Below are 18,011 nucleotides of genomic sequence, written 5' to 3'. Positions count from 1 at the left end.
CTAAGCAGGTTCCGTGAAGCTCGGCTCGCTGGGCTCGGTTACTTCGTAGTCGCGCTCCCAGCCCTCGTTTTCAAGCTTGATATGCTGGATGGCCACGGCGTTGGCGTTGGCGTCGAGATCCGGCAGTGCCTGAAATTCCGATACCCAGCAGCGGTACAGCTTGTACGCCAGGACCAGCTGGCCGGCCTCGTTATAGATTTCAAGAATAAGGTCCTTGCGGAAATCCTTTAGCGAAACTTCGCTGCCCAAGCCGGAACCGTAGTTCCACACCTTGTTGGCCCACTTCTCGAATTCGGTGTCGTGCGTGACGCCGCGATCCAGCGTGATGGCGTCGTATTTGGTGCGTCCTGGCGATTTGCGCGAGCTGGACGGATCGCCGCCTTCGCGATGCTCGACGACCTCGGTACTGCGTTTGAGTGCGCCGACCTTGGAGATACCTGCGACATAACGGCCATCCCATTTGATGCGGAATTTGAAGTTTTTGTAAGGGTCGAAACGCCGCGGATTGACTGTGAACTGTGCCATGGGGTACTCCTTAAACTTGAATCTGGCCGGCGATCTGCTGAATCTTGATCACCACGAATTCGGCTGGCTTGAGCGGGGCGAAGCCCACAACGATGTTGACGACGCCCTGGTTGATGTCGTTTTGGGTGGTCGTCTCCTTGTCGCATTTGACGAAGTAGGCATCGCGCGGGCTGCTGCCCTGGAAGGCGCCCTGGCGAAACAGGCCCTGCATGAAGGCGCCGACGTTGAGGCGGATTTGCGCCCACAGCGGTTCGTCGTTCGGCTCGAACACCACCCACTGCGAGCCGCGGAACAGGCTTTCCTCGAGGAATAGAGCGAGACGGCGCACCGGTAAATATTTCCATTCCGAAGCGAGTTGATCCGCGCCGCGCAGCGTGCGCGAACCCCATACCACGCGACCGGTGACGGGGAAGGCGCGCAGGCAGTTAACCGCAAGCGGATTGAGCTGGCCATTCTCGCCATCAGTCAGCTTCACAGCGAGTTCGGCCACGCCGTTAAGCGTGGCATCGTTGCCGGCGGGGGCTTTCCATACGCCGCGCTGACTGTCGGTGCGCGCCATGACTCCGGCGACTGCGCCGCAGGGGGCGAAGTCGGCCAGACGATTCTCCTGCAAGGGATCGGGCTGGCGCAGATAGGGAAAAAACAGTGCCGCATTCTCGCTGCGGGCCAGACCCCAGCCTGCGCTTTCCAGGCCACTGGCGCCGGTGAAATCGGAATGCTCGTCCCAGGCCATCAGGGGATCGACGACATACATTGCGCGGCGCTGCTGGCAATATTTGGCGGCAGCGCTGCGGGTTTGCGAGTTCACGTCGCCGCCGGCTTCGCGGGTCAGCGGCGGTACGCACAGCAGGTTGAACAAGTCCGCCTTCTCCAGCGCCCATAGCCCATGTTTGGGAGCTTCCAGCGATGCCAGCGATATCTGATTGTCGGTAATGGCGGCGCCTTCGTTGCCAGTCGCCGCGAAAGGAGTGGAGGAGGCATTGTCCAGCAGCGGATCGGCGCCGGCGGGCGGGTTGCCGTTGGCGGCGGGGCGCAGCGCAGGCACCGTGCCTGGCGGCGTGACGATGCGCACCAGGTTGGATTCCTGCTCCAACACCCGCGTGACGAAGCGTGCGTTATTGGGATCGGTCGAGAGATTGAGAAAGCGCTCGGTCACCCCGGTGGCGGTGTCGCGCACCGCGAGATTGAAGAGACTGTTGGCCGGATCGATAGGAAGATGAGGGCGGGTGTTGTGATCGACCCGAACCCGCAGCTTTTCACCCCATTTTCCGGGATTGGCCGCGACCAGCTGGACGCCCACCGCCAGGGTGAGGGTGGCGGCGGCTGCGCCGTTGTGCACGCGTACGACGATTGCATCGGTGCCGCCGTTCTGGAAGAACTGCTGCACCGCGTAGCTCAGGGTGCTATCGCGCCACAGCCCGCCAAAGCGCCGCTCGAATTCACCGAAGCTCTGCACGCGCACCGGATCATTCACCGGGCCGCGCAGCGCTCGCCCGATGAAGGCGGTGATGGAAGTTGACACACCGGTGATAGTGCGCACGCCACTGGGCACTTCTTCAATGTAGACGCCAGGGTAGGACAAGGTAACCGGCATGTTGCTTCTCCTTGAGAGTACGGGTCATTTTCAGCGCACGGACTTACCGCGTCGCGTTACCTCCAAGCGGCATCTCGATGGTGGCGTCGGCGCTGATATTGTTGGTGAAGGAAACATTCGCCGTGCCACCAAGCAGGCTTACCGCGCCTGTGCCGATCAGCACGTGCGGGCCATGCAGTGCGACTGGCTTGCCACCGACGTCGTCGTTGAGGTTGTCGCCAGGTACGCTGCCCTGCGCGATCAAAACGAAGAGCAGCGGCATCATCTTGCTCGGAATAGCTGTAATCAGCTTAGAAGAAATATTTCAGATTGATATGCAACTTTAATTGCAGTTGGGGGGTGGCCTACGGTACTTTAATCAAGGCACCGGCGCACATCCCTGGCCAGCAACGAAGCGCCCTTGGTGGACTCGGACTGGCCGGACCCTGCCGATCCTGCATCATCTGTCGACGCGCGTCGCGCACGCGCCGAACCCAACCGCGCAAACCGCGCCCGCAGGCTGTCCTGTTCTCGTTCAAACCGGGCTTGCGCGGGCATTGATCAGGCTTGAGAGGCGCGCACAGGGCTGAGACAATCGCCGCCATGGACACCCTCGCAAGCTACGACGAACTCCCCTACGACAGCCTGCCGCTGCCGGAAACCCAGCCGGATTTTCTGGCCGCGGTCGCCAGGCTGCATGGCTTCGATGCACCCGACCCGTGCCGGGCGCGCATCCTCGAACTCGGCTGCGCGCAGGGCGGCAACCTGATTCCGCTGGCGTGGCGCTGGCCCGAATCCCGCTGCGTGGGGGTGGAGCTGTCGCGCGTGCAGGCGGAGGCGGGCGCGGCATTCATCCGCCATCTCGGCTTGCCCAACGTGCGCATCGTGCATGGCGATCTGGCCGCACTGCCGGACGATCTCGGCGAATTCGACTACATCATCGCGCACGGCGTGTTTTCCTGGGTGCCGCCTGCGGTGCGGCAAGCGCTGCTTGATCTATGCCGGCGCCATCTGTCACCGCACGGCATCGCCTACCTCAGCTTCAACGTCGAAGCCGGCTGGAACGCCTTGCGGCCCCTGCGCATCGCGCTGGCCGAACGCACCACGGCCGACCTACCCGCGCCTGCCCGGTTTGAACAGGCGCTGCGTGTGCTGGATGAACTGGAAGCCGAGTGGAGCGACCCGCTGTTGCTGAAGGAAATCGCCTATCTCAAGTCGGCTGCGCCGTCCTATCTGTTCCATGAGTACCTTGCCGAATTCAATGCGCCGATGCGGTTTGCCGAATTCGCGGCGCAACTCGATACGCACGGGCTGCGCTATGTCGGCGAAGCGGGTCCGCGCCGTGCCGTGGTCGAACTTGAAGATAGCTGGGGGCTGATTCCCGAAAGCATGGCCGGGCGCTGGCTGGATGCCGAGGCGGCACTCGACGAGGCATTGGCAACCCGCTTTCGCCGCGCTGTGATCGCCCGCGCCGACGCGCCCTGTGCGCAACCGCCGCAGGCCGGGGCGCTGAGCGGGCTGGCGTTTTATGCCGATGTGCGGAGTGACGAGGAAATCGATCTGAGCGCAGCCACCGAGCAGTGCTTCGTCAATCCGGCCGGCAATACTTTCCCGGTGTCGCTGCCAGCGATGAAAGCGGCTGCCATGGCCCTGGCGGCTGCCTATCCCGGCGCACTGGATTACGCGGGATTGTTGTCTGCCGCCAGGCAAGTGATGGCCGAATTCGGCGTCGGCGGCGAGGGGGACGAAGCCGGGTTCCGCGAGGCGCTGTTCCAGCTGGTGATCGCGCATGGCGTCATGCCCACGGTGTCGGCCGGGACGGTCGATGCCGAGCTGAAGGGGCTCCCTTGCGCGCATGCACTGGCCCGCTGGCAGGCAAGCTCGCCGGGCTGGATCGTAAGCGGCGCGCGCCATGTGGCGATGGATCTGGATCCGTCGGGGCGGGCGTTGCTCGGCCTGCTGGACGGCAGCCACACGATCGCGGAACTGGTGGCCAGCATGCAGACCACGCTGGCCGAGGCAGGGCTGGAGCTGGCGCCGGCAACCGTCAATGAACTGACCCATCGGCAGTTGTGGCTGTTTGCCCGTCAGGGCCTGCTCGTGTAAGGGCATTCCCGTGTTGCATTCGGGTTGAAGCACCCGCAACGTCTACCCCATCGACGGCGATGCGCTATGGTTGAAGTGCCGCCAATCCAGGGAGCCGTCTCGATGTCCTCCATACTGCTCGAAGCAATTCAACGGCGCTACGCTTGCCGCCGGTTTGTTGCGGACCAGCCCGTCGCTGCGGGCGAACTGGCTTCGCTGAGAGAGGCAGGCCGCCTGGCACCGTCGGCCTTTGGCCTGGAGCCCTGGCGTTTCATCACGGTGGAAGACGGGGCGGGGCGGGCAGCCGTTGCGCGGGCCTGTTACGACCAGCCTGCCGCAGCCAGCGCTGCGGCATTCATCGTGATCGTGGCGCTGGTGGCGGCGCTCGACCCGGATTCGGATTACGTGCGTGCGCGTTTTGAAGCCGAGGCGGGTGGCCAGGACAGGGCGCCGACCGATGCGGCTTACCGCGCTTTCTATCGCGCGGAATCCATCGCGGCCTGGGCGCAAGGCCAGTGCAACTTTGCCGCAGCGCAGCTGCTGCTGCAGGCCTCGCACCTGGGCCTGGGCAGCTGTCCGATCGGCGGATTCGACATAGCGACGCTGGCCGCCGCCGTGCGGATCCCGCCGGGTGAGGCGCCCGCGCTGGTCATTGCCTTGGGGCACTGCGCGCACGCGGCGCCGCAGCGGATGCGCAAGCCTGCGGATGAATCCACAGGCTACGATGCGGACGCCGCAGGCGCGCGGCCCGGGTAAACGATCTGCACGTCCATGCGGCCGAGCCGGTTTGGCCGGCTTGCCTCAGCGCGGCGCCTGCCAGCAGTTGTTGTTGACCTGCCAGGTCAGCGAGAGTTGCTCGCTGTTCGGGTACAGCGCGTATTTCAGGCCCATGTAGTCGGAGCCTTTGCGCCAGAACATCGCCAGCAGGCTTTTTTCGCCGCTGGCGATGACGCTGGTGTAGGGAATGACCTTGAGCGGGTTGCCATAGAGGTTGGCGTAGTTCGAGGCGATGACGACGAAATGGCGGAAGGCTGGTTCGACCTCCTGGTCGAACGCCACCAGCTTGTCGTTGCAGAAGGTGAACAGGAAACGGCGGCCGGCGGGGTTGCTGGGCAGATCGTAGGCAAACAGACCGTCGCTGCCGGCCGGCAGGGTCTTGTCGAAGTTCCAGGTTTTGAGCGCCTGTTCGACCTCAGCGCGGCTCATGCCATTTTTGAATTCGCCGACTTCCCAGGCGTGAGCGGGCAGGGCGAGCAGCAGCCCGGCAAGCAGGCCGGGCATGGTCATGGCGATCCTGTTCGCGGCTATCCGCCAGCCGGAGCATGGCGTAGCCTGGCCGTGTCGCGCCGACCGCGGCATCACTTGCCGCTGACCGCGCCGAAGACCTTTTTCAGCAGGTCGCTACCGGCCTGCAGGGGATTGGCACGAATGGCCTGCTCCTTTTCGCCGATGAGCCGATACAGGCGGTCGAGCGATTGCTGGGTGACGTACTCCTCGATCCTGGCCTGGCTTTTGTCGACCAGGTCGAATTGCGCGGCCATGCCGGCATAGCGGTTGTATTGCTGCGCGAGTCCGACCCTGTCGGTGGTCGCCTTGACGATGGGCGTGAAGCGTTCGGTCAGCCTGACCTCGGTTTTCCTGCGGAAGAAGTCGGTGGCCGAAGTCTGGCCGCCGGTCAGGATGCCCCGGGCATCTTCCAGCGTCATTTCCTTCACCGCGTCCACCAGCAGGGTTTTGGCTTCGGGCACGGCGGCCTCGGCGGCGCGGTTCATCGACAGCACCAGTTCGTCGGCCTGCTTGCCCATGCCGAGCATGCGCATGGCTTTTTCGGCTTTTTGCAGGCTGGGCGGCAGCGGAATTTTCAGTGCGGCGTCGCCGAAGAAGCCGTCTTTCTGTCCGAGCTGGGCGACGGCGGCGTTGGCGCCACGGGTCAGGGCTTCCTTCAGTCCGGCATTGATCTCGGTCGTCGACAGGGCGTCGACCCCGCTGCTCGTGGCGGTCTCGACGGCCGGCTTGGTGATCACGCCCTTCAGCATCTCCTTCCAGTCGATCGCGTGAGCGGGCAGCGCCAGGGTGAGGCCGACGGCCAGAATCATCCAGTGCTTTTGCATGGTGCGTCTCCTTGCGCGGTTGGGGTCACAGCACCTCTGCAGCATAGTCGGCCAGACGCGAACGTTCACCCCGCTGCAGCGTGACGTGGCCGTTGTGCGGCCAGCCCTTGAAGTGGTCGACCACGTAGGTGAGGCCGGAGCTGCCTTCGGTGAGGTAGGGCGTGTCGATCTGCGCGATGTTGCCCAGGCAGATCACCTTGGTGCCCGGTCCCGCGCGCGTGATCAGCGTCTTCATCTGCTTGGGCGTGAGGTTCTGCGCTTCGTCGATGATCAGGAACTTGTTGAGGAAGGTGCGGCCGCGCATGAAATTCAGCGACTTGACCTTGATGCGGGAGCGGATCAGATCCTGCGTTGCGGCGCGCCCCCAGTCGCCAGCCTCGTCGTCGCTCTTGTTCAGCACGTCGAGGTTGTCCTCCAGCGCGCCCATCCATGGCGTCATTTTTTCCTCTTCGGTTCCGGGCAGGAAGCCGATGTCCTCGCCTACCGGAACGGTGACGCGGGTCATGATGATTTCGCTGTAGATCTTTTTATCCAGCACTTGCGCCAGGCCTGCTGCCAGGGTGAGCAGGGTCTTGCCGGTGCCGGCCTGGCCGAGCAGGGTGACGAAATCGATCTCGGGGTCCATCAGCACGTTGAGTGCAAAGTTCTGCTCGCGATTGCGCGCGGTGATGCCCCATACATTGTTCTTGTGGTGGCTGAAATCGCGTACCGTGACCATCTCCGCCTGCTTGCCCTCGACCTTCAATACCTTGGCGTAGAGCGGGTTGGGGCCTTCCTGATAGACGAACTCGTTGGGCAGCAAGCTCGAAATCAACGGCCCCTTGACGCGGTAGTAGGTGTGGCCGTTGGCCTGCCAGGATTCCATGCCCTTGCCGTGGCTGTCCCAGAAATCGGCCGGCAGTTCGCGCAGTCCGGCGTACAGCAGGTCGGTGTCTTCCAGCACCTTGTCGTTGAAGTAATCCTCGGCGGGCAAGCCGAGTGCGCGGGCCTTGATGCGCATGTTGATGTCTTTCGACACCAGGATGACCTGACGCTTGGGATAGTGACGCGACAGGAACAGCACCACGCCGAGGATCTGGTTGTCGACCTTGGAGGTCGGCAGGCTCAGCGGGATGTCGCCGGTGATCGCCTGGGTCTGCAGGAACAGGCGGCCGGTGGCGGCATTGTGGCTGTGCGGGGCGAGTGGCACGCCTTCCTCGATGCTGTCGAGCTTGCTGACGATCTCGTCGATGAAGCGCGTTGCCTGGCGCGCGTTGCGCGAAACCTCGTTCATGCCCTTCTTGTGCTGATCGAGTTCTTCCAGGGTGGCGATCGGCACGTAGATGTCGTGTTCCTCGAAGCGGAACAGGCTGGTGGGGTCGTGCATCAGCACGTTGGTGTCCAGTACGAACAGCTTGGTTTTGGCGGCGGCTTTTCTCGGCATGGTGGGTTTGGCTGATGGGGTAGGATGAGAATACATTCATCCTACCCCAAGCGGACGACCGCTTGTCGGGTGAAAAAGTAAAGCCGAAAGCTTCGGGCCGGTGCGAATCGGGGGGCGGATTTCCCACTAGAATGCCTGATTCGGAACCTGAGATTCGGACTCCCCATGCGTCGTCGGCTGGCGTTGCTATGTCTGATTGGGCTGTGGATGCAACCGCTCCACGCACAAGTTGCCGCGCACATCCTGTTGCAGGATTCGCCGCTGGCCGGGTTTCAGTACCACGCAGGCAGGACGCTGTGGCCACAGATGCGGGTCGGCGATGCGCTCGCCCTGGTTCGCGAACCGGACAATCCGCACGATGCCAGGGCGGTGCGGGTGGAATGGCGAGGCCACAAGATCGGCTATGTGCCGCGTCGCGAGAATGCCGACGTGGCGCGCCTGCTCGATCGGGGGCAGGCCTTGACCGCACGCATCGTGCGGCTGGCCGAGCTGCGCGACCCATGGGCGCGGGTGCGTTTCGAAATCCTGATTCCTCTGCAGACGGAGCGAACACCATGAAGCGACTGATCGTCTCCTTGGCCATGGCACTGGCCTGGCTGGCGCAAGCCTCGGCGGCTGCGTTGTCGGTGCCGGCTTTGCCGCTGTCCAGCCTCAAACTGCCGCCGGGATTCCGGATCGAGTTGTTTGCCAGCGTGCCCAACGCGCGGCAGATGGCGCTCGGAAAAAATACGCTGTTTGCCGGCAGCATGCGCGCGGGCAAGGTCTACGCAATTCCATTGCAGGCGCCGCACACGCCGGTGGTGATTGCCGCCGATCTCGAGATGCCGGTGGGGGTGGCATTCCGCGATGGCGATCTGTACGTGTCGGCGGTCAACCGCATCCTGCGGCTGCGCAATATCGAAGCGCGCCTGAAAAACCCGCCGCGCCCGGAAATCGTCAGCAGCGCCTATCCGGACGACACTCATCACGGCTGGAAATTCATCGCCTTCGGACCGGACGGCAAGCTCTATGTGCCGGTCGGTGCGCCATGCAATATTTGCGCGCCCGATCCGGACAAGTACGCCGTCATCACCCGGCTCGATGTGAGTAGCGGCACAATCGAGGTGGTCGCGCGCGGCGTGCGCAACAGCGTGGGCTTCGACTGGCAGCCGCAAAGCGGCGAACTGTGGTTCACCGACAATGGCCGCGACTGGCTGGGCGACGATGCGCCACCCGACGAGCTCAATCGCCTGAGCCGGCCGGGCCAGCATTTCGGCTATCCGTATTGCCACGGCGGGAGCTTCACCGATCCCGAATTCGGCCAGGCCCGCCGCTGCGACGAATTCGAACTGCCGGTGCAGAATCTGGGCGCGCATGTGGCGAGCCTGGGAATGCGCTTTTACCGCGGCAAGCAGTTCCCCGGACGATACCGGGATGCCGTCTTCATCGCCGAGCACGGCTCGTGGAACCGCAGCCGCAAAAACGGCTATCGCGTCAGCGTGGTGCGCTTGCAGGGCAGCCGCGCGGTGAGCTACGAGCCCTTCGTCAGCGGCTGGCAGCAAGGCGAGTCGGCCTGGGGGCGTCCCGCCGACGTGCTGGTGATGCCCGACGGCAGCCTGCTGGTGTCGGACGACCAGGCTGGAGCGATTTACCGGGTCAGCTATCGCGGCAACCGGTAAAATATCAGCGTCCCGAATTGGAAATTAGCGACATAAAAATGCCGAAACCGTCCCCATCCTTTGTTGCCGCGCTCGCCGGGTGTCCAATCCGGCTGCGCGCGCCGTCGCGGCTGGAAACGGTTTCGCCATTTTTATCCTGCGAAGGCCTTTTCGGCGCAATGTTCCAGTCGCGAATTTCCAATTCGGGACACTGATGAAACTGCTCGTTCTCGATACCTCGACCGAATGGTGCTCGGCTGCGCTGTGGCTGGATGGCCGGGTCCAGGCGCGCCGGGTGCTGGCCGAACAGCGGCACAGCAGCCTGTTGCTGCCGATGATCGATGAACTGCTGCGTGCATCCGACACCTCCTTGCGCCAGCTCGACGGCATCGGCTACGGTGCCGGCCCCGGCTCGTTTACCGGCCTGCGCATCGCCTGTGCGGTGACCCAGGGTCTGGCCTTCGGCGCCGGGCTGCCGGTGGTCGGCGTGTCGACGCTCGAGTCGGTCGCCGAGCAGGCCGGCGCGGAGCGGGTGCTGACCGTGCTCGATGCGCGCATGGCCGAGGTCTACTGGGCGGCGTATCAGCGCGACGGCGCCGGCTGGCGTGCCGTCAGCGAACCCGCCCTGGCGCTGCCCGGGTCGGTGAGCGTGCCGGCAGCCGGCGACTGGGTCGGCGCCGGCAACGGTTTCGCCGCGCTGGGCGAAGTGTTGCGCCCGCGGCTGGCGGCGGCGCTCGTGCGCATCGACGACACGCTGATGCCCGACGCCGCGGCAATGGCGTCGCTTGCCGCCCTGGCATTCGAACGCGGAGAAGGCAAGGACGCCGCGCTGGCCGCCCCGATTTACCTGCGCGACAAGGTGGCGCTGACGGTGGATGAGCGCCGCCGGAAAAAGACCGCATGAGCGCCGTATTCGAAATCGCGCATCGCCTGCGGCCGATGACCGAGGCCGACCTGCCGCGCATCCACCGGATCGAGCTGGCGAGCTACGAATACCCGTGGAGCCCGGGCAACTTTGCCGACTCGCTCCAGGCCGGCTACAGCATGTGGGTGCGCGAAGCCGAGGGTGAGGTGATCGGTTACTACGCGATGATGGCGGCAGCGGGCGAGGCGCATCTGCTCAATCTCACCATCGCGCCGATGTGGCGGCGACACGGCCTCGGGCGCGATCTGCTCGACCACTGCCTGGCGCGTGCCTGTGATCACCATGCCGACAGCGTCTTCCTGGAGGTGCGCACTTCCAACAGCGCAGCGATCGGGCTGTATCACGGCAGCGGTTTTATCGATCTGGCGGTGCGGCGCGGTTATTACCCGGCGCGCAACGGCCGAGAGGATGCGCTCATCATGAAAAAGGACTTGTCGTGCTGAGCCGGGACGACGTGTTCGACGAACTGGGCATCGGCCCGGTGTGGCGTCTGCGCGAGACCCCTGTGGCAAAAGCGGCTGCCGGGGATACGCCTACTTATCCGCGCCTGAGCTGGGAGGCGCTTGCCGATGCCGTCGCCCACTGCACCGCCTGCAAGCTGCACCTCACCCGTACCCAGGGCGTGCTCGGCGTGGGCGACCGCAACGCCGACTGGCTGATCATCGGCGAGGCGCCGGGCGCGGACGAAGACCGGCTGGGCGAGCCGTTCGTCGGCCAAGCGGGCAAGCTGCTCGACGCCATGCTGGCAGCCATCTCGCTGCAACGCGGCGACAATGTCTACATCGCCAACCTGCTGAAATCGCGTCCGCCCGGCAACCGCAATCCGGAACCGGACGAGGTGGCGGCGTGCCGGCCCTATCTGCTGGCGCAGATCGAACTCATCCAGCCGAAACTCATCCTCGCTCTGGGGCGCTTTGCCGCGCAGAATCTGCTCGACACCGACGAGGCGATCGGCCGCCTGCGCGGCCGGGTGCACCGGTTCCAGGGCGTGCCGCTGGTGGTGACCTACCATCCGGCCTACCTGCTGCGCAACCTGGCCGACAAGGCGCGCGCCTGGGAGGATCTGTGCCTTGCCAGGCAAACCTACACTTCCCTGATCCCTGCTTCTGACCCCTGACCCCTGTATTCATGAAACTCCTGCATTCCGCTTTACGTTTTCGCGTCAACTATTTTTCCGACCTTGGCCGCCATCAGGTGGTGATCTGGGCGCCGGGCGACACGCCGCCGGTCGACGCCCAGGTGGACGTCGGCCCCAGGATCGAGCACGAGGTGCCGAACGAGGTGTTCCGCAGCGATATCGCACCGCTGAAGCAGGGACGCTTCTACCCGTCGCAACTGCTGCACGCCGACGACGCGCCCGGCCCGATGTTTCGCGTGATGAAGCTCAACGAAGCGAGTTTCGTCGCCAATTTCAGCCATCCGCTGCAGGGCCGCATTTTCAGCATCGACAGCGGCAAGAGCGATGTCTCGACCGAGCCAGTCGGCAAAGTCGAACAGCTGCTCGAATGGAGCGGCATGGAAACGCAGTTGCAGACGCCGACCGATTTCGAGGGCCCGGATGCCTTCAGCCGCGAGGACGAATTTCCCGATACCGAGTTCTACACGGTCGCCCGCAAGGTCACCCACGTCGACGCCGTGTGCGCACGCCGCATCCAGGCGCTGTACCGCACCGTGCTGCCGGAGAACGCGCGGGTGCTCGACCTGATGGCGGGCTGGCGCTCGCATCTGCCGGACACTGTGCAGTTGGCGGTGGGACTGGGTCTGAACGCCGAGGAGCTCGCCGACAACCCGCAGCTTGCCGAACGCATCGTGAAGGACATCAACGCCGACCCCAAACTGCCGTTTGCCGACGCCAGCTTCGACGCCGTGGTGTGCACCGTTTCGTTCGAATATCTGACGCAGCCGCACAGGATCGTTGCCGAAGTCAGGCGGGTGCTGAAGCCGGGCGGCATGTTCGTGGTGACGCTGTCGCACCGCTATTTCCCGCCCAAGGTGGTCAAGCTGTGGACCGAGCTGCATCCGATGGAACGCATGGCCTGGGTCGGCACGCTGATCAAGCAGGCCGGCTTCAGGAAGGTGGAAACCTATGTCGAGCGCGGCCTCAAGCGCCCCAAGGACGACCGCTATGCCGACAGGCTGGGCGAATCCGATCCGCTGTTTGCCACCTGGGGCGTGGCGTAGACTAAGCTCACACGACACTCACGGGAGACTGACATGTTCAAATGGCTGAATGCGTTCAAATGGATGGCCGCGGGATGGATGGCGCTGGTCTTGTCCGGATGCGGCTACAATACCTTGCAGACGACGGACGAGGACATCAAGGCGACCTGGGCCGAAGTGCTGAACCAGTACCAGCGCCGTGCCGATCTGGTACCGAATCTGGTCAACGTGGTGAAGGGATATGCAGCGCATGAGAAGGACGTGTTCATCAGCGTCACGGAAGCGCGCGCCCGCGTCGGCGCGATTCAGGCGACGCCGGAACTGATCAACGACGAGGCTGCGTTCCAGAAGTTCATCGCTGCGCAGGGCGAGCTTACCGGTGCCATTTCGCGCCTGCTGCTGGTGGCCGAGAACTACCCGCAGCTCAAGGCCGACGGCCTGTTCCGCGATTTGCAGGCGCAGCTCGAAGGCACCGAGAACCGCATCACCGTCGCACGCAACCGCTACATCGCCGCGGTGAAGACCTACAACGTCACGGTGCGCTCCTTCCCCTCCAATCTCACCGCGATGCTGTTCGGCTACAAGACCAAGCCGAGCTTCACCGTGGAAAACGAGGCGGCGATCGCCGTGCCGCCCAAGGTCGATTTCGGCACGCCCGCCGCGCCCGGACCTGCGCCTGCTCCGGCAGGCGACAGCGACGCATCCGGCAAGCTGTCGCCCGGCTATTGATCGGGTTGTCCACCCTGAACCACCGGGCGCGCGCGGCACTCGGTTTTCTCCTGCTGCTGCTTGCACTGTCTGCCTGGGCCGAGGTCGCGGTGCCGGATTTGTCGCGCCGCGTCACGGATCTGACCGGCACGCTGAGTGCCGGGCAGATGGCTGCGCTGGATGACAAACTGGCCGCGTTCGAAACGCGCAAGGGCAGCCAGATCGCACTGCTGATTGTCCCCACCACCCAGCCTGAAGACATCGCGCAGTTCGGCATCCGCGTGGCCGGGCAATGGAAGGTCGGGCGCAACAAAATCGATGACGGGGTGATCCTGATCGTCGCCAAGGACGACCGTAAACTGCGGCTGGAAGTCGGTTACGGCCTGGAAGGCGCGATTCCGGACGCCATCGCCAAGCGGGTGATTGCAGAAACCATCACGCCGTATTTCAAGGCGGGCGATTATTACGGCGGCATCGATGCGGGCGTGCAGCAGCTGATGCAGCTGATCGAGGGCGAGCCGTTGCCGGCGCCCAGCGCATCGAAAAAGGGCGGAGACGATAGCCCCTTCATCCTGCTCATCGTCGGCGGCGTCGTCGCGGGCTGGCTGCTCTCCATACTGATGAGCCGTCCGGCTGCGGGCGGGATCGCCGCGCTCGGAAGCGGCGTGGTGGGGGCGATGCTGCTGGGCCTGACCCCGGTGCTGCTGTTCATTGCCGTGTTCGTGTTCGTCGGCGTGGCCACGGGATCCCGCCACGGCGGCGGCTGGTCCAGCGGTGGGGGCGGCGGCTTCGGTGGCGGGGGCGGCGGCTCGTGGGGCGGTGGCGGCGGTGGATTCGGCGGTGGAGGCGCATCGGGCTCATGGTGAATTTCAGGCGCTGGGCAAGACACCTTTTCATGCCGCCGTGGGCGTGGCGGCGCGCGTTTCCACAGGCCACGCTCGATGCGATCGAGGCCGCCGTGGGCGACTCCGAAATGCGCCATGGCGGTGAAATCCGCTTCGCCATCGAGAACAGCCTTGCTCCCGCCTTGGCGTGGCGCGGCATGAGCGGGCGCGAACGCGCGATCGAGGTGTTTAGCCAGCTGCGCGTGTGGGACACCGAGCACAACAGCGGCGTACTGGTCTACCTGTTGCTGGCCGACCACGATATCGAAATCGTCGCCGACCGCGGCATTGCCGCGCGGGTGGAAGCCTCCGCATGGGAGGCGGTGGCGCAGGCGATGGAGGCCGCTTTCAGGCAGGGCGAATACAGGCGCGGCGCGCTGGCCGGCATCGAGCAGATCGGCGCGCTGCTGGCGGCGCATTTTCCGTTGTCCGGGGATTCATCCCCTTCCGGAGACAATCCGGACGAACTGGCGAATCGCCCCGTTATTGTTTGAGGAGACGAGGGGCAGGCGGGTGCGGAAGCAGCGTCAACCGCCCCTAGTGCACGATGTCGTTGCGATGGCGTAGCCAGATCGTCGTCATCACGCTGCTGATGAACAGCCCGAACACCAGGATGATGGTGTGGATGTGCCAGTCGGCGCGCACCATCAGGGCATAGGCGCCGGTCAGTACCAGAATGCTGATGTTTTCATTGAAATTCTGCTGGGCGATGGAATGGCCGGCTCCCATCAACAGATGCCCGCGATGTTGTAGCAGGGCATTCATCGGCACCACGAAATAGCCCGCCAGAACGCCCGCCAGCAGCAGCAGCAGCAGGGCCGGGATCAGGCTTTCCACCCAGATCAGCGCGATCGGCACGAAGCCGAGGAGGATGCCGGCGGGCAGGACGCTGATGGCGCGCTGCAGACGAACGAATTTGCCGGCCAGGATCGAGCCGATGGCGATGCCGAATGCCGAGGCGGCGGTGAGCTGGGTCGCCTGGTCGAGACCATATTTCAGATTGAGCGCGGCCCAGGCGATGATGAGCAGGCGCAGCGTCGCGCCGACGCCCCAGAATAGCGTGGTGACGGCGAGCGAAACCTGGCCGAGCGGGTCGCGCCACAGCAGCTTGAAGCTGTGCCAGAAGTCATACAGGACATACAGCGGCGACTTGCTGGGGAGTATGTGGTCGATCGGCAGGCGCGGGATGAGCAGGTTGATGAGGGCGGCGCCCAGATAAAGGCTGGTAATGGCGACGATGGCGAATTTGGGGGCGATGACCACGGCCGAGAGCCCGACACGGCCGAGAATGCTTTCCGCGAACTGGGGGTTGATGAGTGCGCCGCCGATGATGGCGCCGAGCACGATGGCGGCGACGGTGGTGCCTTCCATCCAGCTGTTGGCGACGACGAGTTTTTCGGGCGGCAGCAGTTCGGTCAGGATGCCGTATTTGGCGGGTGAATACATGGCCGCGCCGATGCCGACGATGGCGTAGGCCAGCAAAGGATGCAACCCGGCCAGCATGGTGAGGCAGCCGGCGAATTTGACCGTGTTGGCGATGAGCATGACGCGGCCTTTGGGCAGCGCGTCGGCAAACGGCCCCACCAGCGGCGCAAGCACGATATAGGCAATGACGAAAACCGTTTGCAGCAGCGGCGAATACCATTCCGGCGCAGAAAAGAACAGCAGCAGCCCGATGGCTGCGAACAGCAGGGCGTTGTCGGCCAAGGCGGACAGGAACTGCGCCAGCAGTATGGTGTAAAACGCACGGTTCACGGTACACCCAGCTCAGGATCTGCGGCAGAAGGCAGGGGGCTGGCCCCGGGGTGCTGGGGAAAGGACAGCGAATACAATGGGTTGGAGGGAACTGGTTTCAACACGGACGGGTTTGTGGTTGAATAAATTTTTTTATTGACCCGAAAGATACAGTTAATGGCCGATCGCAGACTGCAGGTATTCTACACCGTTGCCAAACAGCTCAGCTTTACCAAGGCCGCGGATATCCTTTATATGACCCAGCCTGCGGTGACTTTCCAGGTCAAGCAGCTGGAGGAGCATTTCAATACCCGCCTGTTCGAACGCAGCCACGGCAAGATTTCCCTGACACCTGCTGGCGATCTGGTGCTGGGGTATGCCGACCGCATTCTGGCGTTGACCGCCGAGATGGAAGCGCGCGTGGGCGAATTGACCGGACAGGTGACGGGCCCCTTGATGATCGGCGCGTCGACCACCATTGCCGAATACCAACTGCCGCGCATTCTGGGGGAGTTCAAGGAACGCTTTCCGCAGGTGCAGGCGCGGCTCACCGTCGCCAACTCGGAAACCGTGGCAGCCAAGGTGGCGGATCATTCGCTCGATGTCGGCCTGATCGAGGCGCCTTCGCACAATCCCAACCTGACCACGCTGGCGTGCTGCGAGGACGAACTGGTGATGATCTGTTCGCCCAATCATGCGCTGGCTTCACGTTCGAGCGTGAACGCGACCGACATCGCCGAACAGCCCTACGTGTCGCGTGAGCACGGTTCCGGTACGCGCGAGGTGGTCGACGACTTCTTCAAGAACAATGGCGTCAATCCCGACGACCTGCATATCGAGATGGAGCTTGGCAGCCGCGAAGCGATCAAGGGTGCGGTCGAGGCCAACCTGGGTGTGGCCATCATGTCGGCTTCCACCGTGACCAAGGAAATCCAGCTCGGTACGCTGGTCGCGCTGCCGTTGGCCCCCCGGCTGACGCGCGAGCTGTCGATGGTCTATGCGCAGGAGAAATTCCGCAGCAAGCTGCTCGATGCTTTCATCAGCTTCGTCGAGAACAAGTTCCAACAGTGCAACATCGACATCGTTCCGCAGAAACGCCCGCTCAAGGGACGCGGGCGCTGATGCGCGACAGCAAGCGCCTGGTATCGATTTTCCGGTCGCTGTCTGAAACGCGGCAGCAGGCCCTGCTGGACTATGCCGAGTTTCTGGCAGGCAAGGAGGGTGCCGAGATCACGGCCGCCCCACCCAGCGAACCACTGCCAATTCCGCGGCCCGAGCAGGAAAACGTAGTCAAGGCGATTCAGCGTTTGATGCAGACCTATCCGATGCTGGAACGCAACCAGATTTTTCACGAGGCCTCCGCGCAGATGACCCGCCACCTGGTACACGGTGTGGCGGCAGCGGAAGCGATCGACGAACTCGAGCGGATTTTTGCGCGCCAGTACCAGCAGTATCGCGAAATGCTGCAAAAAGACCTGCTGCCGCCCTGACCGGGAGAATGCTCAGCCGGGCAGGGCGCTTCCGCACTGCCAGCAGCTCAGGAAATTGCCGGGATTGCGCTCGCCACAGTGCGGGCAGGTTTTTTCTTCACTCGATGCCGGGCTCAGGAAATCCGCCAGCGCTTCGCGCGCATGGCGTTCTTGCCTGTCATCGTCGACCCACACCTCGGGCTGCGCCTGCATGAACGGCAGCTCGCCCAGCGCGCCGGCGGCGTTGGCATTGAGGATGTGGGTGGTGATGCCGAGGCTGGTCAGCATGTCGGCGACCAGTTGGGCGTCGAGCAGGGTGGGGGCGATGTGAACCCGTTTCATCGACGGGGTCGATGTCTTAGTTCTTGTGGCGGACGCGCACGATGAGGTCGATGCCCTCGGTCACCATGTCGGGCGGCAGCGGCGGCAGGCCGGAAATCCGCACGTGCCCGGCATCGATGTCGGACAACCTGCCGCTGTCGACCTCATAGAGATGGTGGTGAGGGCTGGTGTTGGGGTCGAAAAATACCTTGCTCGGATCGACGATCACCTCGCGCACCAGACCTTTTTCCAGGAACAGCCTGAGCGTGTTGTAGACCGTGGCCTTGGAGGTTTCGGAATGACGGGTATTGACGATCGCCATCACCTGATCGGCTGACAGGTGTTCCTGGCGCGAAAACAGCGCATGCGCAATCTCGATCCGCTGGTGAGTCGGATTGATGTCGTGGCTGCGCAGGAGTCCGGCCATGTTGTCGCGCGTGTAATCCATGGGGCAAT

At 64.0% G+C, this 18,011-nt stretch carries 23 protein-coding genes; 13 read left to right on the top strand and 10 right to left on the bottom strand.

Going from position 1 to position 18,011, the window contains the following annotated elements:
• The 3 genes from B059_RS0113290 to B059_RS0113280 are packed head-to-tail and all read right to left on the bottom strand — an operon-like array spanning position 1 to position 2,384.
• Positions 1–525, bottom strand: coding sequence for a phage tail protein (locus B059_RS0113290; RefSeq protein WP_018078747.1), 525 nt, complete (start codon positions 523–525; stop codon positions 1–3).
• A 10-nt stretch (positions 526–535) separates the two neighbouring features.
• Positions 536–2,119 (bottom strand): phage tail sheath family protein, encoded by a 1,584-nt coding sequence (locus tag B059_RS0113285; protein WP_018078746.1) that lies wholly within the window; start codon positions 2,117–2,119, stop codon positions 536–538.
• Between the two features lie 43 nt (positions 2,120–2,162).
• A complete protein-coding gene (locus B059_RS0113280) occupies positions 2,163–2,384 on the bottom strand; it encodes a hypothetical protein (RefSeq protein WP_018078745.1) in 222 nt (73 codons plus the stop codon).
• A 317-nt stretch (positions 2,385–2,701) separates the two neighbouring features.
• Between B059_RS0113280 and B059_RS0113275 the strand changes: the two genes are divergently transcribed.
• Together B059_RS0113275 and B059_RS0113270 are read left to right on the top strand one after the other, a co-directional pair.
• Positions 2,702–4,204, top strand: coding sequence for a methyltransferase domain-containing protein (locus tag B059_RS0113275; protein ID WP_018078744.1), 1,503 nt, complete (start codon positions 2,702–2,704; stop codon positions 4,202–4,204).
• 102 nt (positions 4,205–4,306) lie between these two features.
• Positions 4,307–4,939: a nitroreductase family protein gene (locus B059_RS0113270; protein WP_018078743.1), complete on the top strand. Its 633-nt coding sequence runs from the start codon at positions 4,307–4,309 to the stop codon at positions 4,937–4,939.
• 45 nt (positions 4,940–4,984) lie between these two features.
• On the opposite strand, the gene B059_RS0113265 is transcribed toward B059_RS0113270, so the two are convergent.
• The 3 genes from B059_RS0113265 to B059_RS0113255 form a co-directional block, all read right to left on the bottom strand.
• A complete protein-coding gene (locus tag B059_RS0113265) occupies positions 4,985–5,470 on the bottom strand; it encodes a hypothetical protein (protein ID WP_018078742.1) in 486 nt (161 codons plus the stop codon).
• Between the two features lie 71 nt (positions 5,471–5,541).
• Positions 5,542–6,294 (bottom strand): DUF4197 domain-containing protein, encoded by a 753-nt coding sequence (locus tag B059_RS0113260; RefSeq protein WP_018078741.1) that lies wholly within the window; start codon positions 6,292–6,294, stop codon positions 5,542–5,544.
• A 25-nt stretch (positions 6,295–6,319) separates the two neighbouring features.
• Positions 6,320–7,717, bottom strand: coding sequence for a PhoH family protein (locus tag B059_RS0113255; protein WP_018078740.1), 1,398 nt, complete (start codon positions 7,715–7,717; stop codon positions 6,320–6,322).
• Between the two features lie 207 nt (positions 7,718–7,924).
• Between B059_RS0113255 and B059_RS0113250 the strand changes: the two genes are divergently transcribed.
• Together B059_RS0113250 and B059_RS0113245 are read left to right on the top strand one after the other, a co-directional pair.
• On the top strand, positions 7,925–8,275 hold the full coding sequence (locus B059_RS0113250; RefSeq protein WP_018078739.1) for an HIRAN domain-containing protein: 351 nt from the start codon (positions 7,925–7,927) through the stop codon (positions 8,273–8,275).
• Entirely contained in the window at positions 8,272–9,375 is a 1,104-nt protein-coding gene (locus B059_RS0113245; protein WP_018078738.1) for a PQQ-dependent sugar dehydrogenase, read from the top strand. The genes B059_RS0113250 and B059_RS0113245 overlap by 4 nt, the downstream gene beginning before the upstream one ends.
• 4 nt (positions 9,376–9,379) lie before the next feature.
• Here the strand turns inward: B059_RS0113245 and B059_RS20820 are convergent, their stop codons facing one another.
• Positions 9,380–9,556, bottom strand: coding sequence for a hypothetical protein (locus tag B059_RS20820; RefSeq protein WP_157273697.1), 177 nt, complete (start codon positions 9,554–9,556; stop codon positions 9,380–9,382).
• Between the two features lie 12 nt (positions 9,557–9,568).
• On the opposite strand from B059_RS20820, the gene tsaB reads away from it, so the two are divergent.
• From tsaB to B059_RS0113210, 7 genes are read left to right on the top strand one after another with little or no spacing between them, the layout of a single operon-like run.
• Positions 9,569–10,258, top strand: a complete 690-nt coding sequence (gene tsaB, locus B059_RS0113240) for a tRNA (adenosine(37)-N6)-threonylcarbamoyltransferase complex dimerization subunit type 1 TsaB (protein ID WP_018078737.1) — start codon at positions 9,569–9,571, stop codon at positions 10,256–10,258.
• Positions 10,255–10,722 (top strand): ribosomal protein S18-alanine N-acetyltransferase, encoded by a 468-nt coding sequence (gene rimI / locus B059_RS0113235; protein ID WP_018078736.1) that lies wholly within the window; start codon positions 10,255–10,257, stop codon positions 10,720–10,722. The genes tsaB and rimI overlap by 4 nt, the downstream gene beginning before the upstream one ends.
• Positions 10,716–11,396 (top strand): uracil-DNA glycosylase, encoded by a 681-nt coding sequence (locus B059_RS0113230; protein ID WP_018078735.1) that lies wholly within the window; start codon positions 10,716–10,718, stop codon positions 11,394–11,396. The genes rimI and B059_RS0113230 overlap by 7 nt, the downstream gene beginning before the upstream one ends.
• Before the next feature lie 11 nt (positions 11,397–11,407).
• A complete protein-coding gene (locus B059_RS0113225) occupies positions 11,408–12,460 on the top strand; it encodes a class I SAM-dependent methyltransferase (RefSeq protein WP_018078734.1) in 1,053 nt (350 codons plus the stop codon).
• 33 nt (positions 12,461–12,493) lie between these two features.
• Positions 12,494–13,168, top strand: a complete 675-nt coding sequence (locus tag B059_RS0113220) for a LemA family protein (protein WP_018078733.1) — start codon at positions 12,494–12,496, stop codon at positions 13,166–13,168.
• On the top strand, positions 13,165–14,013 hold the full coding sequence (locus B059_RS19090) for a TPM domain-containing protein (protein WP_018078732.1): 849 nt from the start codon (positions 13,165–13,167) through the stop codon (positions 14,011–14,013). Before B059_RS0113220 ends, B059_RS19090 begins: the two co-directional genes overlap by 4 nt.
• Entirely contained in the window at positions 14,007–14,525 is a 519-nt protein-coding gene (locus tag B059_RS0113210; RefSeq protein ID WP_018078731.1) for a TPM domain-containing protein, read from the top strand. The genes B059_RS19090 and B059_RS0113210 overlap by 7 nt, the downstream gene beginning before the upstream one ends.
• A 43-nt stretch (positions 14,526–14,568) precedes the next feature.
• Here the strand turns inward: B059_RS0113210 and lplT are convergent, their stop codons facing one another.
• Entirely contained in the window at positions 14,569–15,786 is a 1,218-nt protein-coding gene (lplT, locus tag B059_RS0113205; RefSeq protein WP_018078730.1) for a lysophospholipid transporter LplT, read from the bottom strand.
• A 156-nt stretch (positions 15,787–15,942) separates the two neighbouring features.
• Here lplT and B059_RS0113200 point away from each other — a divergent pair, with 156 nt between their 5' ends.
• Complete coding sequence (locus B059_RS0113200; protein ID WP_018078729.1) at positions 15,943–16,887, top strand: LysR family transcriptional regulator; 945 nt, start codon at positions 15,943–15,945, stop codon at positions 16,885–16,887.
• Entirely contained in the window at positions 16,887–17,255 is a 369-nt protein-coding gene (locus B059_RS0113195) for a hypothetical protein (RefSeq protein WP_018078728.1), read from the top strand. Before B059_RS0113200 ends, B059_RS0113195 begins: the two co-directional genes overlap by 1 nt.
• Before the next feature lie 12 nt (positions 17,256–17,267).
• On the opposite strand, the gene B059_RS0113190 is transcribed toward B059_RS0113195, so the two are convergent.
• Entirely contained in the window at positions 17,268–17,576 is a 309-nt protein-coding gene (locus B059_RS0113190; RefSeq protein ID WP_018078727.1) for a putative signal transducing protein, read from the bottom strand.
• Positions 17,577–17,592: 16 nt separating this feature from the next.
• The gene (locus B059_RS0113185) at positions 17,593–18,003 is read right to left on the bottom strand and encodes a Fur family transcriptional regulator (RefSeq protein WP_018078726.1); all 411 of its coding nucleotides are present in this window, start codon (positions 18,001–18,003) and stop codon (positions 17,593–17,595) included.
• Positions 18,004–18,011 lie beyond the last annotated feature (8 nt).

It is taken from the genome of Thiobacillus denitrificans DSM 12475, assembly GCF_000376425.1.
Classification (GTDB): domain Bacteria; phylum Pseudomonadota; class Gammaproteobacteria; order Burkholderiales; family Thiobacillaceae; genus Thiobacillus; species Thiobacillus denitrificans.
The sequence above is the reverse complement of the archived record's forward strand: the minus strand, read 5'-3'. Positions and strand labels throughout refer to the sequence as shown.

Bases quoted from the DNA above. Each gene is read 5' to 3' on its own strand.
- B059_RS0113290 (WP_018078747.1), bottom strand. From the start codon at position 525: ATGGCACAGTTCACAGTCAATCCGCGGCGTTTCGACCCTTACAAAAAC.
- B059_RS0113185 (WP_018078726.1), bottom strand. From the start codon at position 18,003: ATGGATTACACGCGCGACAACATGGCCGGACTCCTGCGCAGCCACGAC.
- B059_RS0113190 (WP_018078727.1), bottom strand. From the start codon at position 17,576: ATGAAACGGGTTCACATCGCCCCCACCCTGCTCGACGCCCAACTGGTC.
- B059_RS0113265 (WP_018078742.1), bottom strand. From the start codon at position 5,470: ATGACCATGCCCGGCCTGCTTGCCGGGCTGCTGCTCGCCCTGCCCGCT.
- B059_RS0113245 (WP_018078738.1), top strand. From the start codon at position 8,272: ATGAAGCGACTGATCGTCTCCTTGGCCATGGCACTGGCCTGGCTGGCG.
- B059_RS0113195 (WP_018078728.1), top strand. From the start codon at position 16,887: ATGCGCGACAGCAAGCGCCTGGTATCGATTTTCCGGTCGCTGTCTGAA.
- B059_RS0113250 (WP_018078739.1), top strand. From the start codon at position 7,925: ATGCAACCGCTCCACGCACAAGTTGCCGCGCACATCCTGTTGCAGGAT.
- B059_RS0113210 (WP_018078731.1), top strand. From the start codon at position 14,007: ATGGTGAATTTCAGGCGCTGGGCAAGACACCTTTTCATGCCGCCGTGG.
- B059_RS0113200 (WP_018078729.1), top strand. From the start codon at position 15,943: ATGGCCGATCGCAGACTGCAGGTATTCTACACCGTTGCCAAACAGCTC.
- B059_RS0113270 (WP_018078743.1), top strand. From the start codon at position 4,307: ATGTCCTCCATACTGCTCGAAGCAATTCAACGGCGCTACGCTTGCCGC.
- B059_RS0113225 (WP_018078734.1), top strand. From the start codon at position 11,408: ATGAAACTCCTGCATTCCGCTTTACGTTTTCGCGTCAACTATTTTTCC.
- B059_RS0113260 (WP_018078741.1), bottom strand. From the start codon at position 6,294: ATGCAAAAGCACTGGATGATTCTGGCCGTCGGCCTCACCCTGGCGCTG.
- B059_RS0113285 (WP_018078746.1), bottom strand. From the start codon at position 2,119: ATGCCGGTTACCTTGTCCTACCCTGGCGTCTACATTGAAGAAGTGCCC.
- B059_RS0113220 (WP_018078733.1), top strand. From the start codon at position 12,494: ATGTTCAAATGGCTGAATGCGTTCAAATGGATGGCCGCGGGATGGATG.
- rimI (WP_018078736.1), top strand. From the start codon at position 10,255: ATGAGCGCCGTATTCGAAATCGCGCATCGCCTGCGGCCGATGACCGAG.
- B059_RS0113275 (WP_018078744.1), top strand. From the start codon at position 2,702: ATGGACACCCTCGCAAGCTACGACGAACTCCCCTACGACAGCCTGCCG.
- B059_RS0113280 (WP_018078745.1), bottom strand. From the start codon at position 2,384: ATGATGCCGCTGCTCTTCGTTTTGATCGCGCAGGGCAGCGTACCTGGC.
- B059_RS0113255 (WP_018078740.1), bottom strand. From the start codon at position 7,717: ATGCCGAGAAAAGCCGCCGCCAAAACCAAGCTGTTCGTACTGGACACC.
- tsaB (WP_018078737.1), top strand. From the start codon at position 9,569: ATGAAACTGCTCGTTCTCGATACCTCGACCGAATGGTGCTCGGCTGCG.